Source organism: Bilifractor sp. LCP21S3_F8, from assembly GCF_052117805.1.
Classification (GTDB): Bacteria; Bacillota; Clostridia; order Lachnospirales; family Lachnospiraceae; genus Bilifractor.
On sequence record NZ_JBQKIK010000016.1, the window covers coordinates 20,426 to 40,722 of the forward strand.

At 53.1% G+C, this 20,297-nt stretch carries 10 protein-coding genes; 9 read left to right on the forward strand and 1 reads right to left on the reverse strand.

Annotated elements, in window-relative coordinates; translation table 11 throughout:
• Positions 1-484: 484 nt before the first annotated feature.
• The 3 genes from ACTQ3A_RS08610 (at position 485) to ACTQ3A_RS08620 (ending at position 4,513) form a co-directional block, all read left to right on the forward strand.
• Complete coding sequence (locus ACTQ3A_RS08610; protein WP_441494611.1) at positions 485-1,837, forward strand: Na+/H+ antiporter NhaC family protein; 1,353 nt, start codon at positions 485-487, stop codon at positions 1,835-1,837.
• Between the two features lie 274 nt (positions 1,838-2,111).
• Entirely contained in the window at positions 2,112-2,726 is a 615-nt protein-coding gene (locus ACTQ3A_RS08615; protein WP_441100491.1) for an AAA family ATPase, read from the forward strand.
• 140 nt (positions 2,727-2,866) lie between these two features.
• Positions 2,867-4,513 carry an amidohydrolase gene (locus ACTQ3A_RS08620; protein ID WP_441494612.1) on the forward strand — a complete coding sequence of 549 codons (1,647 nt, stop codon included), beginning with the start codon at positions 2,867-2,869 and terminating at the stop codon, positions 4,511-4,513.
• A gap of 20 nt (positions 4,514-4,533) precedes the next feature.
• On the opposite strand, the gene ACTQ3A_RS08625 is transcribed toward ACTQ3A_RS08620, so the two are convergent.
• A complete protein-coding gene (locus ACTQ3A_RS08625) occupies positions 4,534-5,334 on the reverse strand; it encodes a helix-turn-helix domain-containing protein (protein ID WP_441100493.1) in 801 nt (266 codons plus the stop codon).
• 431 nt (positions 5,335-5,765) lie between these two features.
• Between ACTQ3A_RS08625 and ACTQ3A_RS08630 the strand changes: the two genes are divergently transcribed.
• The 6 genes from ACTQ3A_RS08630 (at position 5,766) to asnB (ending at position 20,129) form a co-directional block, all read left to right on the forward strand.
• A complete protein-coding gene (locus ACTQ3A_RS08630) occupies positions 5,766-7,130 on the forward strand; it encodes a putrescine aminotransferase (RefSeq protein ID WP_441494613.1) in 1,365 nt (454 codons plus the stop codon).
• 272 nt (positions 7,131-7,402) lie between these two features.
• Positions 7,403-8,887, forward strand: coding sequence for an aldehyde dehydrogenase family protein (locus ACTQ3A_RS08635; protein ID WP_441494614.1), 1,485 nt, complete (start codon positions 7,403-7,405; stop codon positions 8,885-8,887).
• Between the two features lie 974 nt (positions 8,888-9,861).
• Positions 9,862-11,907 carry a glutamine synthetase III family protein gene (locus tag ACTQ3A_RS08640; RefSeq protein ID WP_441494637.1) on the forward strand — a complete coding sequence of 682 codons (2,046 nt, stop codon included), beginning with the start codon at positions 9,862-9,864 and terminating at the stop codon, positions 11,905-11,907.
• A 361-nt stretch (positions 11,908-12,268) separates the two neighbouring features.
• Positions 12,269-16,822, forward strand: a complete 4,554-nt coding sequence (gltB, locus tag ACTQ3A_RS08645; protein ID WP_441494615.1) for a glutamate synthase large subunit — start codon at positions 12,269-12,271, stop codon at positions 16,820-16,822.
• Positions 16,822-18,348, forward strand: a complete 1,527-nt coding sequence (locus tag ACTQ3A_RS08650) for a glutamate synthase subunit beta (RefSeq protein WP_441100502.1) — start codon at positions 16,822-16,824, stop codon at positions 18,346-18,348. Before gltB ends, ACTQ3A_RS08650 begins: the two co-directional genes overlap by 1 nt.
• Positions 18,349-18,542: 194 nt before the next feature.
• Positions 18,543-20,129 carry an asparagine synthase B gene (asnB, locus tag ACTQ3A_RS08655; protein ID WP_441100504.1) on the forward strand — a complete coding sequence of 529 codons (1,587 nt, stop codon included), beginning with the start codon at positions 18,543-18,545 and terminating at the stop codon, positions 20,127-20,129.
• Positions 20,130-20,297 lie beyond the last annotated feature (168 nt).

The window sequence follows — 20,297 nt, forward strand, 5'->3', positions numbered from 1 at the left end:
GACCGCGGGTATTGTCATACTGCAAAAAGGTTGTTATGATTCTCCATAAAGAAAAGTCAGAGACATCTGTGATACAAGGAAGTATCGTCGGCAGACAGCCGGATACTTCTTTTTTTGTATCCTATATTCTGAATACAGACAGTGCAAAGGGGCATGTGGATTTATTCTGCATGCCCTTTTCTGTTTTCGCAGGTTTTCCGATAACGCAGAGAGGACTGTCGATTGAACGATTGGACTCATTGCGTGACATCTGCAAGGCTGTTTGATAGCGCGGAGAGAGCTGTCGATTGGACTCGTTGCGTGACATCTGCAAGGCTGTTTGATAATGCGGAGAGGACTGTCGCACACGAAGCGCGAGGAAGATTGTACACGGTTTTTGGATTGTGTATATTGTGTTATATATCGTGTTGTGTATCGGGTATTCAGAGACGTCTCTCCAGAGTAACTGTTGATTGGTTTTTGGATAAGTAGTGAGGTGAAGCACATGTCAACCGGTTTACTTTCAGTATTTATTATCCTGGCTATTATCGTTATTGCGGTCTTGACAAAAAGGTGCGCAGAGGTTCTGATTGCAGGATCACTGCTTGCGTGTCTGGTTTATTATAAAGGGAGTTTCCTGACAAAGTGGTGTCAGCTCATCCAGGACACACTCGCTGAAAATGTCTGGATCATCATCGTCTGCGGCCTGTTCGGCAGCCTGATTGCGCTGCTGACGGCATCGAAGGGAAGCTATGGATTTTCACGGCTTGTTTCCAGATTTTGCAACACGGAACGCAAGACGTTATTTACTTCCTTCATTCTCGGCATTCTCATCTTTGTAGATGATTATCTGAATGTGCTGACCATCGGTGTGTGCATGAAAGGTGTCTATGATAAGAGAAAGATCCCGAGAGAGGCACTGGCTTACATGCTGGATGCGACGGGCGCTCCGGTATGCGTGATGCTTCCGTTCTCCACATGGGCAGTCTTCTACGCGGGCATCTTCGCTGATCAGGACAGCGTGCAGAAGCTCGGCTATGCGACCGGTCTTCAGGCTTATACGCACGCCATTCCGTATTTGTTCTATCCGATTTTCACCCTTCTGATTGTGTTCCTGTTCTGTCTTGGTGTCATGCCAAAGATGGGTACGATGAAGAAGGCGTACCAGCGTGTCGCCGAAACCGGTATGGTATACAGCGAAAAGAGCCGTAAATACAACCATGACGAAGAGGGATACACAGAGGAAGGTAATATCTGGGATTTCATCATTCCAATGGGTGTGCTTGTCGCTCTTGCGATCGCGACGGGAAATCTGCTTCTGGCGGTCGTAGTGGGCATCCTGGTCTGCTTTGTGATGTATATTCCGAGAAAGGTCATTCGCATGGAGGATTTCTATACGACGATCTGCAAGGGATTTGCCGACATGCTTCCGATCCTGATCCTTCTGATCATGGCGTTTTCTCTGGAAAAGGTGCTGGCCGACATGAAGATGACGGATTTCATCATTCAGATTGCAGAGCCGGTTCTTACGAGATCTGTGTTCCCGGCGGTTACCTTCGTTCTGGTAGCAGTTCTGGCATTCACAACCGGATCTCTCTGGGGCATGAGCGCTATCGTAACTCCGATTGTTTTTCCGCTTGGAGCAGCGGTTGGCGCGAACACGATTCTGATCATGGCCGCGGTTATTTCCGGAGGTGCTTTCGGAAGCCATGCGTGCTTCTATACAGACGCGACGCTTCTGTCCTCGCAGAGCGCCGGCATCGACAACATGGAGCACGCACTATCGCAGCTGCCTTATGTGCTGATAGCTGCCGGTGCCTCGGTTGTTGCGTATCTGGTCTGCGGATTTGTCATGTAGCGTAGCAGGTTATCGGATTTGTCATGTAGCGCAGAAGGTTATCGGATATGATATGAGATGCGTAAATATCCGGACAGGCAGTGATCGGGCAATTGTTGTGGGAGGAAATCTGTGGCCGGACATGTACAGCCTGTGGTGCTCCGTATAGCGCGTGGTGTTTCATTCAGCCTGTGGTGCTCCGTATAGCGCGTGGTGCTTCACTCAGCCTGTGGTGCTCCATACAGTACGTGGCGCTTCATACCGTCCGGTTGTTTATTTAGAAAGAGGAATGATTATGAGCAAGAGTAAATTTGTGGTAACCGTGAACCGACAGTTTGGCAGCATGGGAAGACCGATCGCAAAGCGTATGGCAGAGGATCTGGGAGTCGAGTATTACGACAGAGATCTGATTGAGAAGGCCGCGCAGGAGCTGGATCTTCCGGCCTCGGTGATTGAGGAATCGGAGGAATCGGCGAGGAAGGGCGTCGAGAATCCGTTCTCCCGGATGCAGTTTCCGCTGGGCGGAGGCACAAGTGATGTGCAGGACAAGATTTTTCATACACAGCAGAACATCATTAAGTTTCTGGCGCAGAGGGAATCCTGCATTATCGTCGGCCGGTGCTCGGATTTTATTCTGGCTGAGATGCCGAACACGATGCATATCTATATCTACGCTTCCTATTCGGACAGACTGCATCACTGCATCTATGATCTGAAACTGGAGGAGCAGGAGGCACGCCGCATGATCAAGGCAGTAGATGACGCGAGAGATGAATATCAGATGCATTACGCGGGCTATTTGCCGGACGATAAGAGGTATAAGGACATCATGATCAACAGCAGTCTGTTCGGCGTGCAGGGCACTGCGGAATATCTTACGGACGCGGTCAGACGGAAATTCAGTTTGTGAGACGATGATCGTCAACTGCCCACTGCCTGAAGGCAGTGGGTTTTCGCCTGCAGCAAACGAAAGGCAGTGCAGTGGATTTCGCCTGCAGTAAATGACAGGCAGTGAGTTTCTGCCTGCAGCAAACGAAAGGACTTTATTTTATGAAATATTTGATCAGAAGTACGGCGGTATACAACGGACATGACGCTCTGCCTTCCCCGGAGTCGATTCTTGTGGAGGATGGAGTGATCCGGAAAATTCTTCCGTATGATGTGAACGTAGAGGTGCTTCCGGATGGGATAAAAGTTCTGGATTTCGGCGACCGGCTGGTGATGCCGGGATTTATCGATGCGCACACGCATTTTTTTACCGGAGCCATGGAGAACAGCGAGCATGTGTGCAGTGAGATCGCGGATTCGGTCTCCGAGGACGACTGTGCGCGGATCGTCGGAGAATACGCGGCAAAGCACCCGGAGGAAAAGGTGATTCGGGGAAGCGGATGGTTTCTTCCGAAGTGGAGGACGACGACGCTTCCGACGAAAAAAAGTCTCGACGCGGTGGTTCCGGACCGTCCTGTTCTGCTGAAATGCGCGGACGCGCACAGCTACTGGCTGAACAGTGCGGCACTTCAACTGTGCGGGATTACGCAGGACATGAAGCCTGAGAGCGGTTCTGTCGGTCTTCTTCCGGATGGAGAGCTGAGTGGAATGCTGATCGAGCCGGCCGCGTATGAGCCTGCGGATAAGGTGTTCCGCACCTTTCCGGATGATGAGTATCGGAAGATTATTGAGGATTTCGAGAGGGTTCTGGCCGGATACGGCATCACCGCGCTCAGCGAGATGTTCGCACCCGATTACAATGAGGAGAACAATCATCTCTGTGAGATGATTCATTCGATGGCAGAAGAGGACAGGATGAGCGCTCATCTGTACCTGTTCCCGCGTCTGTTCGGTTATACGGATTTTTCCGCGGCAGAGAAATGGAAGAAGCAGTTTGCCGGGAAGTGGTTTGACATCCCGGGTGTGAAGGGATTCCTTGACGGGGTTACAGAGACCTACACCGGTCTTCTTCTGAAGCCCTATACGGACCGGCCGGATACCTGCGGAATCGGGGTGCCTCTGCGGGAGTATGACGACGTCAGACAGTCTGTCATTGCCGCAAACAGGGAAGGATTTTCCGTCAGGCTGCACTGCATTGCGGATGGCTCCGTCCGGATGGCGCTGAATCTCTTCGAGGATTCGATCCGCGCCAACGGGGACAGGGATTATCACAATACAATTGAGCATATCGAGAATATCGATCCCTCGGATATCCCGCGCTTCCGGAAGCTTCACGTGATTCCGTCCATGCAGCCGGCACATCTGGTTCTGGATGAGAACGGCAAGATCCTTCATATCGGAAAAGAGAGAATCCGCTATGAATGGCCGCTTCGCTCCATGGCCGAGGCGACGGGAACGCTGGCGATCGGAACCGATTTTCCTGTGGTCGGCATTGATCCGTTCCAGACGATATATACCGCAGTCACGCGAAAGGATTATCAGCATCATCCGACCGGATTCAATCCGGAGGAAAAACTGACGATGCTGCAGGTTCTGTCCGGGTATACCTTCAACGCCGCGCGCGCATACCACATGGAGGACAGGATCGGAAGCCTCGAGGAGGGAAAATATGCGGACATCATTGTGCTGAAGGAGAATCTGTTCACCATGCCGGAGGAGGAGATCATGGACAATCGTGTCGTCTTCACGATGTGCTGCGGCAAAATCACGAATGATGCGCTGAAGATTTGTAAACAGGTGAATGATTAAGAAAGGAAAATCAGGGACGGTCAGAGACCGGTCCCTGCGCCGTCCGTTCCGGACATGATCCGGAAAAGCTCCAGCCGTGAAGAGATATGAAGCTTCCGGTAGATGTTCTGCATGTGTTTCTGCAGGGTGTTGTCCGTGATATGGAGCTGTTCGCGGATCTGTGCATTTGGAAGCGCCTTCATGACAAGCCGGACGATCTCAGCCTCCCTCCGGGTCAGAGCGGCTTTTTCGATCAGGGCGTCTGCCCGTTCTGTGGTGAGGACTGCGGATGCGGAATTTGCGGGAAATGTGTCCGGAGCTTTCAGAAGCAGACGGCCGTAGATGAAGTTCAGATGCTTGTCGAGAGACTTCAGCAGCGTCATGTCGTCTTCTGAGAAGGGCGGATCCTCCCGGGTGCGGAACAGTGTGATCACGCCCAGAAACTTCCGTTCATACACGATCGACATCTGAAGGGTGTCATAGATATGATATGGGCGGTAACACTTTTCATAAATCGCGGAATGAAGGCGGCTTTCGTTCTTTAGAAGATCGCTTTCCCGAAGCACCGTGGAGACCTTGGAGTGGAGCATCCACTGGATTTCGTCGTCCTCGTAGTTATCGATGTATTTCTGCTCCGCGGCGGTAAAATCTGCCGGATCGCAGTACACACCATTGAAGGTGAAGCGGGGCGCATCAGGGTCCGCAGTCAGAAGACTGGCGTAGGGACTCGGAATCAGCATCCGGAGATAGGAAAGGAGATCGTGGTTGATTCCCTCTGCATCGTTGGAAGTATACAAAGAGTACAGGAGATCACTGAAGATCAGCAGATGATTGGTATCCATTATTCTGTCACCTCATTTTAAGTCGGTTTATTTACCAGGGGAAGCTGCGATATCACGGGATCGTACAGGATTATGGTATCCTGGAAGAAAGTACCTGCAAATACCGGAAATCAAGTATAAAAATCGCAGAATCCGGGAATGGCAACGGGTTTCGGACTTTGCTAGAATATAATCAGCAGTTAAATATAACAGCACCGATACAAAGGCGTATCTGTCACTCGTCATGACGGATGCGCTTTTTTTATCAGTATCTGCAGGAAACCGAAGCAGCTGCTGCCTGAATGTACAGCTGCCCGGATCCGCAGGGAAAGGATCTGCGGAAACAGAACCTGCTGTTTCAGAATCTGCGGTTACAGGACCTGCAGTTATAGGACTGTCAGTTTACAGAGTTTTCAACAGTTATCAACAGTTATAAACAGGAGGAAAAAACTATGGCAGACACAGCAAAGACAATCAAGGATCTGGATCGTATTATAGGTCTTATCGAGACGGACAGCAAGGACATTCCGAAAGACGAGAAGAAGAGAATGGTCGCTGAGACGCTGGATTACTTCAACAACTATGTCAGCCCGGGCTGGCTGAAATACAGAAAGTCCGTATCCTCCGATTCGGAAGGCGGAGCGGTTCTCGAGTGGGAGGACGGCGGCGCGTACGTATACGGGCTGAACGGTGAGAAATTCATCGACTGTCTGGGCGGCTTCGGAATCTACACCTGCGGACACAGAAATCCGGAAATCCTGGACGTTGTGAAGAAACAGCTCGATCATCAGGCACTTCACTCACAGGAGTTGCTGGATCCGCTGAGAGGATATCTGGCAAAGGCACTCGCGGACATCACACCAGGTGATCTGCAGCAGTGCTTCTTCACAAACGGCGGAGCCGAGGCCGTTGAGATGGCTCTGAAACTGGCACGTATCGCTACCGGCGGCAGATGGTACATCTCCATGGTAGGCGCATTCCACGGCAAATCCATGGGTGCGATCTCTGTAGGAGGCAAGGATACCTACCGTGTACCGTACACACCGATGGTACAGCAGGTACAGCATGTTGAGTACGGAAACGCAGAGGATGTAAGAAAGGCAATCAAGAACCTTCAGGCAGTCGGTGAGAGTGTTGCGGCAGTTATCGCGGAGCCGATTCAGGGTGAGGCGGGAGTCATCGTTCCTCCGAAGGGATATCTGCAGCAGCTTCGTGACATCTGTGACGAGACCGGCGTTGCGCTGATCTTCGATGAGATCCAGACCGGCATGGGCCGTACCGGCACGATGTGGAGGTGTGAGGCAGAGGGAGTTACTCCGGATATCATGACCTTCGGTAAAGCCTTCGGCGGCGGCATCATGCCGATCACCGGAATCATTTTCAAGCCGAAGATGTGGGGACAGCAGCTGATCGACAACCCGTGGCTGCTTGGCTCTCCGACCTTCGGAGGAAACCCGGTATGCTGCGCGGCGGCACTTGCAACGATCCGCTATATGCTGAAGAACGATATCCCGGGCGTATGCAGAGAAAAAGGAAAGGTTCTGAAGGCAGGACTTCAGTCCATGGCTGAGAAGTATCCGGATATCATTCAGGAGGTCCGCGGAGAAGGATTGATGCTCGCCGTAGAGTTCGTGAACTGCGAGGTCGGCTACGCGACCGCTAAGGGCCTGTTCGCCCGGAGGGTCATGACAGCGGGAACACTGGTGAACGCGAAGACTATTCGTTTCGAGCCGACAGCAGTTATCTCCGAGCAGGATATCAAGGATGTTATCACGAGACTGGATGAGTCGCTCGCGGACGTAAGAGCGGCAAAGTAAGTTCAGGATCATAATTATCGTCTGAGCTTACGAAATAAGGTAAGTTCAGACGATAATAATATTACACGAACAGTGAGCCGCAGCCGAATGCGAAGTATTCGTGTGCGGCGAGCGTCGCGATAGCGAGATAAAACTCGCGCAGCGTGTTTTATCTCGTTGTCTGCATGAGCAGCAGGGTAAGCGCTATGTAAGAATAGCACCACATGCGGCATAAGCTCCGGATGGATCCGTGCTGTGTACTCTCGCAAAACCTATATACAAGGAGGAAACGGATGGAAGTCGTAAAGAATTATATCAATGGTGTCTGGAAGGAATCCGTATCCGGGAAAACAGAGGAAGTGATCGGACCCGCAGATGGCAGTGTGATCGGTGTTGTGACAGACAGCGTGCCGCAGGATGCGGAGGAAGCCATCGCCGCCGCGAAGAAATCCTTTTATACAGACCGCACCTGGAGGGATATGCCGGGTGTGGCAAGAGCGGGAATCCTGTATCGGATTGCGGAGCTGATCGATGAGAATGCCCATGATCTGGCCGTGACAGATACCCTGGACAATGGGAAACCGCTCCGCGAGGCGGAGGGTGACGTCTCAGACGCCGCCGAATGCTTCCGTTATTATGCCGGCCTGATTGATAAGCCGGAGGGCGGTGCCTATGCGACCAATAACGGATTCGGCGAAATGCTGAATATGACCGTAAAGGAGCCGGTGGGTGTCTGCGCGCAGATTACGCCATGGAACTACCCGCTGCTGATGTCCTGCTGGAAGCTGGCGCCCTGTCTGGCAGCCGGAAACTCCCTGGTATTCAAGCCGAGTTCCAAGGCACCCCTGTCCACTGCAAAGCTGTTTCATCTCTTTGAAGAGGCAGGGCTTCCCGCCGGAACGGCAAATCTTGTGCTGGGCAGCGGATCAAATGTTGGAAATGTGTTCGCGGAGAGTGAGGATGTCGATATGATCACCTTTACCGGAAGCACAAAGGTCGGTCAGGGAATCGCGCGGGCGGCAGCCGGCAACCTGAAAAAGGTAGGTCTGGAGCTTGGCGGAAAATCTCCGGTGGTCATCTTCGATGACTGTGATCTTGAAGCCGCAGTGGAATGGGTCATGATCGGAATCTTTTTCAACGGCGGCCAGGTGTGCTCGGCCACTTCCAGACTGATCATTCAGGATGGAATCCATGATGCCTTCATCAAACGTCTGGCTGAGAAGGCATCCAAAGTTACCATCGGCCCCGGAATGGAGAATCCGGATCTTGGACCTGTGGTTTCCGAGGACCAGATGAACAAGATCCTGTCCTACATCAGGACCGGAATTGAGGAGGGTGCCGAGCTCGTATGCGGAGGAAAACGTTATACAGAGAACGGATGCGACAAGGGCTATTACATCGAACCGACTGTCTTTGATCACTGCAGGCCGGATATGCGCATCGTAAAGGAAGAAATTTTCGGACCGGTTCTGAGCGTGCTTACATTCCACACAGAGGAGGAAGCTGTGGCGCTTGCGAACGATACGGAATACGGACTTGCCGGAGCAGTGATCACCCGGGACGGCGCGAGAGCACTTCGCGTCACCAGAGAACTCCGTGCGGGAATCACGTGGATTAACTGCGATCAGCCTACCTTCTGCCAGGCACCATGGGGCGGCTACAAGAAGAGCGGCATAGGACGTGAGCTGAGTGTACAGGGACTGGATGAATATCAGGAGACGAAGCAGATTAATATTAATCTGCATCCGGAGAATCCGGTCGGGTGGTATGTACACTGAGCAGGTTCCCCGCGTGCCAGGAACATTGCGACTGGACTTGTGTATAAGCTGCGGATTGCTCCGTGCTTCGCACTCTCGCAATCCTAACAGGCATTCGCACTTTCGTGCCGCTAGCGCGTCACTTCGTGCTCATACCTGTTGCCTTCGAAATCGCATCCAGTCTCTTACACACGCTTTGCGACAGGCGGCCTGGATGCGTTTTCGAAGAGCTTATTTATTCAGTGTAAGTGTATAAGTCCCCGCGGTGCTGCGCTGCTGCGCAGCTCTCGCACCGCTAACAGGTATGAGCATTCTCGTGCCGCTTGCGCGTCACTTCATGCTCATACCTGTTGTCGTCGCTAATGTTCCTGCCCGCCGGTGAGCAAGCTCCCCGCGTGCCAGGAACATTGCGACTGGACTTGTGTATAAGCTGCGGATTGCTCCGTGCTTCGCACTCTCGCAATCCTAACAGGCATTCGCACTTTCGTGCCGCTTGCGCGTCACTTCGTGCTCATACCTGTTGCCTTCGAAATCGCATCCAGTCTCTTACACGCGCTTTGCGTGTGACGATCCTGGATGCGTTTTCGAAGAGCTTATACACAAAAATGAGTATTTTATTTTGGGGCGTGTTCTTATAGAATAGGGAACTGATGACAGGCAAAGATGCTTAATCATAAGAGCATCTCTGCCTGTCTTTTTTTACGCGAACAGTGAGCCGCAGCCGAATGCGAAGTATTCGTGTGCGGCGAGCGTCGCGATAGCGAGATAAAACTCGCGCAGCGTGTTTTATCTCGTTACGCGAAAGCAGCAGTCTCCGGGAATGCCGGGCCGTGTGCGGGCCGGCCGGGAGGCGGGGAAGAACTGCAGAGGAGCTGTATTCACTGTTGTGAGATGCATTCCCGGAATAGGAGGTAGAAAAAGTGGAAGAAAAAAGACTTGATTTTGTGAAATCCGTTCCTGAAATCTTCGGCAGCCTGGTATTCAACGATCAGGTTATGAAGGAACGTCTGCCGAAGGACGTATATAAGGCGGTTCATAAGACAATTAAAAACGGCAGCCATCTGGAGCTTGACGTGGCGAATACGGTTGCGGCGGTGATGAAGGAGTGGGCGATCGAGCATGGCGCGACGCATTTCACACACTGGTTCCAGCCGATGACCGGACTTACGGCCGAGAAGCACGACAGCTTCATCTCTCCGACCGGAGACGGCAAGGTAATCATGGAGTTTTCCGGAAAAGAGCTGGTAAAGGGCGAGCCGGATGCTTCCAGCTTCCCGTCAGGCGGCCTTCGGGCGACCTTTGAGGCGCGCGGCTATACCGCGTGGGATCCTTCTTCACCGGCATTCATTAAGGACGGATCTCTCTATATTCCGACGGCCTTCTGTTCCTTTGGCGGAGAAGCTCTGGACAAGAAAACTCCGCTTCTGCGTTCCATGGAAGCTCTGTCCAAGGAGGCGGTCAAGGTTCTTCATCTTCTCGGAAATGAGAAGGTTACACATGTTGACACCACAGTTGGTTCCGAGCAGGAGTATTTCCTGATCGACAAGGATATGTACCTTCAGAGAAAGGATCTCCTGATGTGCGGACGCACCCTGATCGGAGCTCCGGCACCGAAGGGACAGGAGATGGAGGATCACTATTTCGGCGTTCTGAAACCGAAGGTATCCGAATACATGCATGATCTGGAACAGGAGCTCTGGAAGCTTGGCGTTCCGGCGAAGACAAAGCACAACGAGGTTGCGCCCTCTCAGCATGAGCTGGCACCTGTATTCGAGACTGCCAACGTTGCGGTGGATCACAACCAGCTGACGATGGAGGTCATGAAGAAGGTAGCGGACAAGCATCATTACGCATGTCTGCTTCACGAGAAGCCTTTCGAGGGAATTAACGGATCCGGCAAGCACAACAACTGGTCCATTGTCACCGATACAGGCGAGAACCTTCTGGATCCAGGAAGAACACCGGCGGAGAATACCCAGTTCCTGGTATTTCTGATGGCTGTTATCGAGGCGGTCGATGATTATCAGGATCTGATGCGTGTATCCGTGGCAACCGCAGGAAACGATCACAGACTGGGAGCGAACGAGGCGCCGCCGGCAGTGATCTCTATCTTTGTGGGAGACGAGCTCGCCGCCGTGCTGAAATCCATCGATGACGGAACTGCCTTTGTGGGAACCGGAAAGACGAAGATGGGAATGGGCGTTCATGTACTGCCGCACATCACCAAGGATACGACCGACAGAAATCGTACATCACCGTTCGCTTTTACCGGAAACAAATTCGAATTCCGTATGCCGGGTTCCTCTCTGTCAGTAGCTGACCCCAACATTATTCTGAACACAGCTGTTGCAGAGTCTCTTTCCCGCATCTATGACGCGCTCAAGGATGTGGCGGCAGAGGATCTTGACGCGGAGATTCACAAGCTTCTGAAGAAGATTCTGGATGAGCACAAGAGAATCCTGTTCAACGGCAACGGCTATACGGATGAATGGATTGCCGAGGCGGAGAAGAGAGGCCTCGCGAATCTGAAGTCTCTTCCGGACGCGATGCCGAAGCTGCTCGACAGTAAAAACGTGGAGCTCTTCACAAAGCATAAAATCTTCACAAAGGAAGAGATTGAGTCCAGATATGAGATCTTCCTGGAGAACTATTCCAAGACCGTGCACATCGAGGCCCTTACCATGGAGGAGATGGTACGGAAAGATTTCACCAGCGGACTTCTCGGGTATATGAAGGATCTGACGGAGGAAAGCACGCAGAAGAAGGCACTGCTCGGAGATGAGGGCGGCGCATATGAGACCGGAATCCTGAAAAAGCTGGACAGCCTTTCCGGAGAAATCGGAAGCGCTCTGGCGAAGCTGACAGAGGATACAGCAAAAGCAGAGAAGCGCGAAGGCCTTGAGGGCGCTCGCTACTATCACGACGTGATACTCACGGATATGGAGAACCTTCGCAGCTATGTAGACTCGGCGGAGATCTACGTTCCGGAGAAATATCTGCCGTATCCGACCTACGGAGAACTTCTTTTCTCACTTCGATAAGAAAATCTGGAATGGGACGGAAATCCAAAGAGTCCGGACGCCAGAAGAATGGAATGCATCGTGAATATCAGGAACTGTCGCGGGTAAAAACGCGGCAGTTCCTAAAACTGTATTTAAAATCAGATTTGCAGGGTAATTGATTTTAACCATAATGAAAAGCGGAGCCCGCCCGGAATAAAGTACAAGACAAGTACAGGAAACGACCCGGATGATTATTTAAAAGCAGACATTTGCAAAATATGAGAACAAATGGCGCAAAAACTGCTTGCATATCCCTGATAATCACTATATAAAAAAATCAGAAGCTCATAAATCCTGCGGGATCATTACCTGCAGACTGCACAGATGAGGAAGAATAAGTATGGATGAGTATACACAGCATATCAGAAAGTATCGACAGCTTCAGAAGGATCATGATGCCTGCGGTATCGGTGCGGTTGTAAACATTGATGGACACCAGGACAACCGGGTTCTGGACGATGCGCTTGCCATCGTTGAGAAGCTGGAACATCGTGCCGGAAAGGACGCGACCGGGACAGTCGGAGACGGTGTCGGCATACTGACACAGATCAGTCATGATTTTTTCCGCAAAGCCGCGGCGCAGGAGGGCATTGCAGTGAAAGACGCCGGTGATTACGGCGTCGGCATGTTCTTTTTTCCACAGGATACCATGAAGCGCACCTTTGCGATGCGGATGATGAAGGTCATTGTGGAGAAGGAGGGTCTGAAGCTGCTCGGCTGGAGAACGGTTCCGACAAATCCCGGCATCCTCGGAAAGGCTGCGCTGGACTGCATGCCGTATATTATGCAGTGCTTCATCGAGCGGCCGGAGGAGCTCTCCAGAGGAATTGAATTTGACCGGAAGCTGTACGTTGTGAGACGTGAGTTCGAACAGAGCTCCGATGATACCTATATCTGCTCCCTGTCATCGAGAACCATCGTATACAAGGGAATGTTCCTGGTCAAACAGCTGAGAAGGTTCTACGGCGATCTCCAGGACAAGGATTACCGGACGGCGATTGCAATTGTGCACTCCCGGTTCTCCACAAACACGACTCCGTCCTGGAACCGCGCGCATCCGTACCGCATGATTGCGCACAACGGAGAGATCAATACGATCCGCGGCAACATGGACCGTATGCTCGCCCGTGAGGAGACCATGACCAGCCCGATCATGGAGAAGGACATCGACAAGATTTATCCGGTGATCAGCGCGTCGGGTTCCGATTCGGCGATGCTGGACAACACGCTGGAATTCCTCTACATGAACGGTATGGATCTTCCGCTTGCCATGATGGTGACCATTCCGGAGCCGTGGAACCACAATCGTTTCATGGACGAGGACAAGAAGGATTTCTACCATTACTACGCGACCATGATGGAGCCGTGGGACGGCCCGGCAGCAATCCTGTTTTCCGACGGAGATGTGCTCGGTGCGACCCTTGACCGGAACGGACTGCGTCCTTCCCGGTATTACATCACCGATGACAACCGGCTGATCCTCTCCTCTGAGGTGGGCGTTCTGGATATTCCGCCGGAACATGTGGTGAAGAAATCCCGCCTGACGCCCGGAAGAATTCTTCTGGTCGACACGAAGAAGAAGAAAATCATCTCCGATGACGACTGCAAGAAATACTATGCTCACCGGCAGCCGTACGGTGAGTGGCTGGACCGCAACCTGCTGAGACTCAAGGACGTTCCGATTCCGAACAAGAAGATCCCGGTACACAGCCAGGAGATGAGAGACCGCCTCTACAAGGTATTCGGCTATACCTATGAGGACGTCAAGGATTCGATCCTTCCGATGGCGGAAAACGGCGTCGAGCCGACCGCTTCGATGGGACACGATGTTCCGCTTGCGGTACTGTCCAGACAGCACCAGCTTCTGTTCAACTACTTCAAGCAGCAGTTTGCGCAGGTTACCAACCCGCCGATTGACTCTCTCCGCGAGGAAATCGTCACGGATACCACCGTATATATCGGATCGGACGGCGATCTTCTGAATGAGAAGAGCGGCAACTGCACGATGCTGGAGGTCAGCCATCCGATTCTGACCGGCGTCGACCTGATGAAGATCAAGTCGCTGGATCGTCCAGGCTTCCACGCACAGGTGGTTTCGCTTCTGTATTACAAAAACACCTCCCTTGCGAGAGCGCTGGAGCAGCTGAACATTACAGTGGACCGTGCCTATGCAAACGGGAAAAATATCATCATTCTCAGCGACCGCGGCGTGGATGAGAACCATGTTCCGATTCCGTCTCTTCTTGCGGTATCATCCGTGGAGCAGCATCTGGTCCGCACGAAGAAGAGAACGGCAGTTTCTCTGATCCTAGAGAGCGCGGAGCCGAGAGATGTTCATCAGATCGCGGCGCTGCTGGGATTCGGTGCCCGTGCCATCAATCCGTATCTGGCTCATGAGTGCATCGCGGAGCTGATCGATATCGGCATGCTGGACAAGGACTATCACACTGCGATTGCCGACTACAACAAGGCCCTTCTCGGCGGAGTTGTAAAGACGGCTGCGAAGATGGGTATCTCTACGATTCAGTCCTACCAGTCCGCGCGTATTTTTGAGGCGATCGGTCTGGACAAGGAGACCATCGACAAATACTTCACCGGAACAGTGAGCCGCGTGGGCGGCATCGGCGTCAAGGAGATCGAAGAAGGTATCACCTTCCGCCACAATCATGCCTTTGATCCGCTTGGTCTGTCCGTGGATACCTCTCTGGATTCCGTAGGCTTCCATTACCTCAGAAGCGGCAAGGACAAGGAGGACCACCTGTATAATCCGGAGACCATCGTCACCCTGCAGCAGGCGGTAAAAACCGGCGACTATGACAAGTTCCGTGAATACACCGATATGGTGGATGATTCCAAGAGACCGCATACCCTGCGCGGACTTCTGGAATTCGCGCCGAAGCAGGATCCGGTTCCGCTGGAGGAGGTAGAGCCGGTGGAAAGCATTGTGAAGCGCTTCAAGACCGGTGCCATGTCCTTCGGATCGATTTCGAAGGAAGCGCACGAGACCATGGCCATCGCGATGAACCGGCTGGGCGGCAAGTCGAACACCGGTGAGGGCGGTGAGGATCCGGCCAGATATGGAACCGAGAAAAATTCGGCGATCAAGCAGGTGGCTTCCGGACGCTTCGGCGTCACCAACGCGTACCTGAACAGCGCGGCTGAAATTCAGATCAAGATGGCACAGGGCGCAAAGCCGGGCGAGGGCGGTCATCTTCCGGGCAAGAAGGTCTATCCGTGGGTTGCCGCGACCAGATTTTCAACCCCGGGCGTAGCTCTGATCTCTCCGCCGCCGCACCATGATATTTATTCCATCGAGGATCTGGCACAGCTGATCTATGATCTGAAGAACGCCAACCGGGACGCGCGGATCTCCGTCAAGCTGGTATCCGAGTGCGGCGTCGGAACGATTGCTTCCGGTGTAGCCAAGGCGGGTGCTCAGGTCATCCTGATTTCCGGATACGACGGAGGAACCGGCGCTGCGCCGATCTCCTCGATCCATAACGCCGGCCTGCCGTGGGAGCTCGGCGTCTCCGAGGCGCATCAGTCCCTGCTTCAGAACGGCCTGAGAGACCGCGTCATCATCGAGACTGACGGAAAGCTGATGAGCGGCCGCGATGTCGCGATCGCCGCCCTGCTCGGCGCAGAGGAATACGGCTTCGCGACAGCTCCGCTGATCTGCATGGGCTGCATGATGATGAGAGTCTGCTCCAAGGACACCTGTCCGGTCGGCGTGGCGACGCAGAACGAGGAGCTCAGAAAGCGCTTCGCTGGCAAGCCGGAATATGTCATGAACTTCATGATTTTTATTGCAAGACAGCTTCGTGAGATTATGGCAAGGCTCGGATTCCGCACCGTGGATGAGATGATCGGCCGCACCGACTGCCTGGAGAAGCGTACCAATCTGATCACAGACCGTGCGGCGGAGGTCAATATGGATCTGATCCTTGATCCGTCCTACGCACACGCGGAAAAATCGCACTTTGACCAGAAGGACGTATACAACTTCCATCTGGAGAAGACGCTGGACGAGGCGGTTCTTCTCCCGAGGTTTAGAGACGCTCTTTCAGGAAAAGACGGAAGCAGACCGGACAGACAGGAGATTACGCTCAAGGTTTCCAGTACGGACCGTGCGTTCGGAACCATCCTCGGATCCGAGATCACCAGAAAATTCGGCAGCGATCTGGACGACGACACCTTTGTCGTACACGCGGTAGGCGGCGGCGGACAGTCCTTCGGCGCTTTTGCTCCTAAGGGCCTCTCCCTCTATCTGGAAGGCGATGCGAACGACGGCTTTGGAAAGGGCCTTTCCGGCGGAAAGCTTGTCGTCGTGCCTTCTCCGAAGGCTCCGTTCCGGGCGGACGAGAACATCATCATCGGAAATGTCGCCTGCTACGGCGCGACCTCCGGAAAGGTCTATGTGGCCGGTATTGCGGGCGAGAGATTCTGTGTCCGCAACTCCGGAGTGACGGCAGTCGCGGAGGGCTGCGGTGATCATGGCCTGGAATACATGACCGGCGGAAGAGCCGTTATCCTCGGGACGACGGGCAAGAACTTTGCGGCAGGCATGTCAGGCGGAATCGCTTATGTACTGGATTCCGACCACACCCTTTACCGCAGGATGAACAAGGATATGGTTACCCTTCAGGAGCTTACGGACAAATACGACATCCAGGAGCTGAAGAACATTCTGGAGGATTATGAGAAGGAGACCGGATCGAAGCGGGCGGCCGAGATTCTGTCTGACTTTGAAAAATGGATTCCCGACTTCAAGAAGGTCGTGCCGAACGACTATCAGAGAATGCTGACGGCGATCGGAAAGTACGAGGAGCAGGGAGTAAAGCATGAGAATGCCGTACTTGAGGCGTTCGAAGAAGTAACAAGGAGGGTGTCCTGATGGGTAAAGCGACAGGTTTTCTTGAATACAGCAGAAAAGACAATGCCGATGTTCCGGTAAAAGAACGGGTGCAGAATTTCAGGGAGTTTCATGTGCCCCTCGGAAAAGAGGACCGGATGGAGCAGGGCGCGCGCTGCATGAACTGCGGCGTTCCCTTCTGCCAGTCGGCGATGAAGCTGAACGGGATGGTGACCGGATGCCCGCTTCACAACCTGATTCCCGAGTGGAACGACCAGGTGTACCGCGGCCATTTCCGGCACGCCTTCAGCAGACTGATCAAGACCAGCAATTTCCCGGAGTTCACCGGAAGAGTCTGCCCCGCGCTCTGCGAGAAGGCATGTATCAACGGCGAGTACGGGGACCCGGTGACGATTCATGACAATGAGCGGTTCATCATTGAGACCGCCTTCGAGAAAGGGTACATTCAGCCCCGGATTCCGCAGGTCAGAAGCGGAAAAAAGGTAGCTGTCGTAGGAGCGGGTCCTTCCGGACTCGCCGCGGCGGACGAGCTGAATCACAGAGGTCATTCGGTGACCGTTTTTGAGCGTGAAGACCGGATCGGGGGACTCCTGATGTACGGCATTCCGAACATGAAGCTCGACAAAAGCGTCATCTGCCGCCGCCAGAAGCTGATGGAGGCAGAGGGTGTGGTCTTCCGCACCGGCGTGAATATCGGAGAGGAGTCTGTGAAGGAGCTCGAGAAGGAATACGACGCCATCATTCTGGCGTGCGGCGCAAAGCAGCCAAGAGCCCTTGCGGGAGCGGATCCGGACAAGATTCACGGGATTTACTACGCGGTTGATTTCCTTAAGGCGACGACAAAGAGCCTTCTCGATCACGGCATGACGGACGGTGTCTGGAAGACCGAGGCAAGCCGCGATGCCGAGACCCTTCTGAAGCAGAAGGATTTCATCAGCGCGAAGGGCAAAAACGTCGTCGTTGTCGGCGGCGGCGATACCGGCAATGACTGTATCGGAACATCGATCCGGCACGGATGCAAATCCATCACGGCGCTTGAAATGATGCCGGAGCCGCCGGTGGAGAGAAGCGCTTCCAATCCGTGGCCGCAGTGGCCCCGTGTGAAGAAGACCGACTACGGCCATGAGGAGGCGATCGGGCTGTTCGGTCATGATCCGAGAGTCTACGAGACCACAGTCAAGGAATATCACACCGACAAAAAAGGAAACCTCAAGGAAATCGTGACCGTCAGGGTCAAATTTGAAAATCGCAAGATGGTCATGATTGAGGGAACGGAGAAGACTCTTCCCTGCGATCTGCTTCTGATCGCTGCCGGTTTCACCGGGTGCGAGAACTATGTAGCGAAGGCCTTCGGACTGAAGCTTACGGCGAGGAACACCGTTGAAACGGAGCCGGACCATTACAAGACCAATGTGGAGAAGGTCTTCACGGCAGGCGACATGCACCGCGGACAGTCCCTGGTGGTCTGGGCTGTCACCGAAGGTAGAAAATGCGCCTGCAGCGTCGACGAGTATCTGATGGGCTACACCAACATGAGAGAAGCGTGAAGATGCGCACGGTTTGTGCTTAAAAATAAGTATTTTCAAAGGGCTCTTATTCTTATAGAATAGGAAACTGATGACAGGCAAAGATGCTTTCAACAGAGTATCTTTGCCTGTTTTTTTACGCGAACAGCACGCAGCAGTCCACATCTTATACGTATGTGGCGCTGTTTACATTATGAAAGAAAGAGGATGAGATTATGTGCAGTATACTAGCTTATTGCAGTGAAGGCGGATCGGAAGAAGCACTTGCCAGAGCCCTGAGAAAAACCACCTCCCGCGGACCCGATGCTTCCAGACTGATCAACACAGAAAAGGGATTTCTCGGATTCAATCGTCTGGCCATCATGGGTCTTACACCGGAAGGAATGCAGCCTTTTGAACTGAACGGCAATTACTGCGTATGCAACGGAGAAATATACGGATTTCGTCCTCTGAAGGAAGAGCTGATCCGGAAGGGGTATACTTTCCGGTCAGACAGCGACTGTGAGATTCTTCTCCCGCTCTATAAGGAATACGGCGTCTCCATGTTCCGCAAACTGGATGCCGAGTTTGCGCTGGTGATCTACGACGCGGACGCGGACGAGTACATCGCCGCGAGGGATCCGATCGGCATCCGTCCGCTTTACTACGGGTATGACAGCAGACATGTGATCCTGTTCGCCTCTGAGCCGAAGAACCTGATCGGTCTGTGCGACAAGATTTATCCGTTCCCTCCGGGCACCTACTATAAAGACGGCGAGTTCCACACCTATCATGATCCGTCATATGTCGGCGGGGATTACAGCCACGATGACGCGGAGACCATCAGCGCGAACATCCATGACAAGCTGGTCGAGGGAGTCCGGAAACGGCTGGATTCCGATACACCGGTCGGCTTCCTTCTCTCCGGAGGCCTGGATTCGTCGCTCGTCTGCGGCATCGCCGCAAAGATGCTGGACAAGCCTCTCGAGACTTTTGCCATCGGAATGGATATTGACGCAATCGATCTGAAGTATGCCAGAGAGGTCGCGGAATATATCCACAGCAACCATCACGAGGTCATCATCACGAGAGACGACGTCATCAATGCCCTGGATCCTGTCATCGCGGCGCTCGGGACCTACGATATCACCACGGTCCGCGCTTCCGTCGGCATGTATCTGCTGTGCAAGTGGATTCATGAGAATACGGATATCCGTGTCATCCTGACCGGTGAGATATCCGATGAGCTCTTCGGATACAAATACACGGATTTTGCGCCGAACGCGGAGGCGTTCCAGAAAGAAGCCGAGAAGCGGATCCGGGAGATCAATGTCTACGACGTGCTCCGCGCAGACCGCTGCATCTCCGTGAACTCGCTGGAGGCGCGAGTTCCGTTCGGTGACCTGGATTTCGTGGATTACGTGATGCACATTGATCCGGAGAAAAAGATGAACACCTATGGAATCGGAAAGTATCTTCTTCGTCACGCCTTTGAGAAGGACGCGTGCATCCCGCACAGCATTCTGATGCGTGAGAAGGCCGCATTCTCCGACGCAGTGGGACATTCTCTTCGAAACGATATCATTGAATACGCGGACAGCTGCTACACAGATGAGGAATTCCATGAAAAAATCCAGAAGTACACCTATGTGCAGCCATTTACGAAAGAATCGCTTCTCTACCGCGAGATTTTTGAGAAGTACTACCCGGATCAGGATCAGCTGATTCCGGCGTACTGGATGCCGAACAAGGAGTGGGAGGGCTGTGACGTCAACGACCCGTCCGCCCGCGTGCTTTCCAACTACGGCGCTTCCGGTGTCTGAGAACAGCAATATTTGAAAATGTAAAAACAGCAATAACGGAAGATGTAAAAACAGCAATATCTGAAGCTGGAAGGCAATGATGACGGAAGCTGTGAAAAACTGAGAAAAAAGCAAGCTAATCCCCCGGCCATGCCGGGGGATTTATTATATTTCTCTAAAGATGAAAAG

Coding starts and splice junctions, on each gene's coding strand:
- ACTQ3A_RS08640 (WP_441494637.1), top strand. CDS start 9,862: ATGAAGGAACGTCTGCCGAAGGACGTATATAAGGCGGTTCATAAGACA.
- ACTQ3A_RS08635 (WP_441494614.1), top strand. CDS start 7,403: ATGGAAGTCGTAAAGAATTATATCAATGGTGTCTGGAAGGAATCCGTA.
- ACTQ3A_RS08610 (WP_441494611.1), top strand. CDS start 485: ATGTCAACCGGTTTACTTTCAGTATTTATTATCCTGGCTATTATCGTT.
- ACTQ3A_RS08620 (WP_441494612.1), top strand. CDS start 2,867: ATGAAATATTTGATCAGAAGTACGGCGGTATACAACGGACATGACGCT.
- ACTQ3A_RS08630 (WP_441494613.1), top strand. CDS start 5,766: ATGGCAGACACAGCAAAGACAATCAAGGATCTGGATCGTATTATAGGT.
- ACTQ3A_RS08650 (WP_441100502.1), top strand. CDS start 16,822: ATGGGTAAAGCGACAGGTTTTCTTGAATACAGCAGAAAAGACAATGCC.
- asnB (WP_441100504.1), top strand. CDS start 18,543: ATGTGCAGTATACTAGCTTATTGCAGTGAAGGCGGATCGGAAGAAGCA.
- gltB (WP_441494615.1), top strand. CDS start 12,269: ATGGATGAGTATACACAGCATATCAGAAAGTATCGACAGCTTCAGAAG.
- ACTQ3A_RS08625 (WP_441100493.1), bottom strand. CDS start 5,334: ATGGATACCAATCATCTGCTGATCTTCAGTGATCTCCTGTACTCTTTG.
- ACTQ3A_RS08615 (WP_441100491.1), top strand. CDS start 2,112: ATGAGCAAGAGTAAATTTGTGGTAACCGTGAACCGACAGTTTGGCAGC.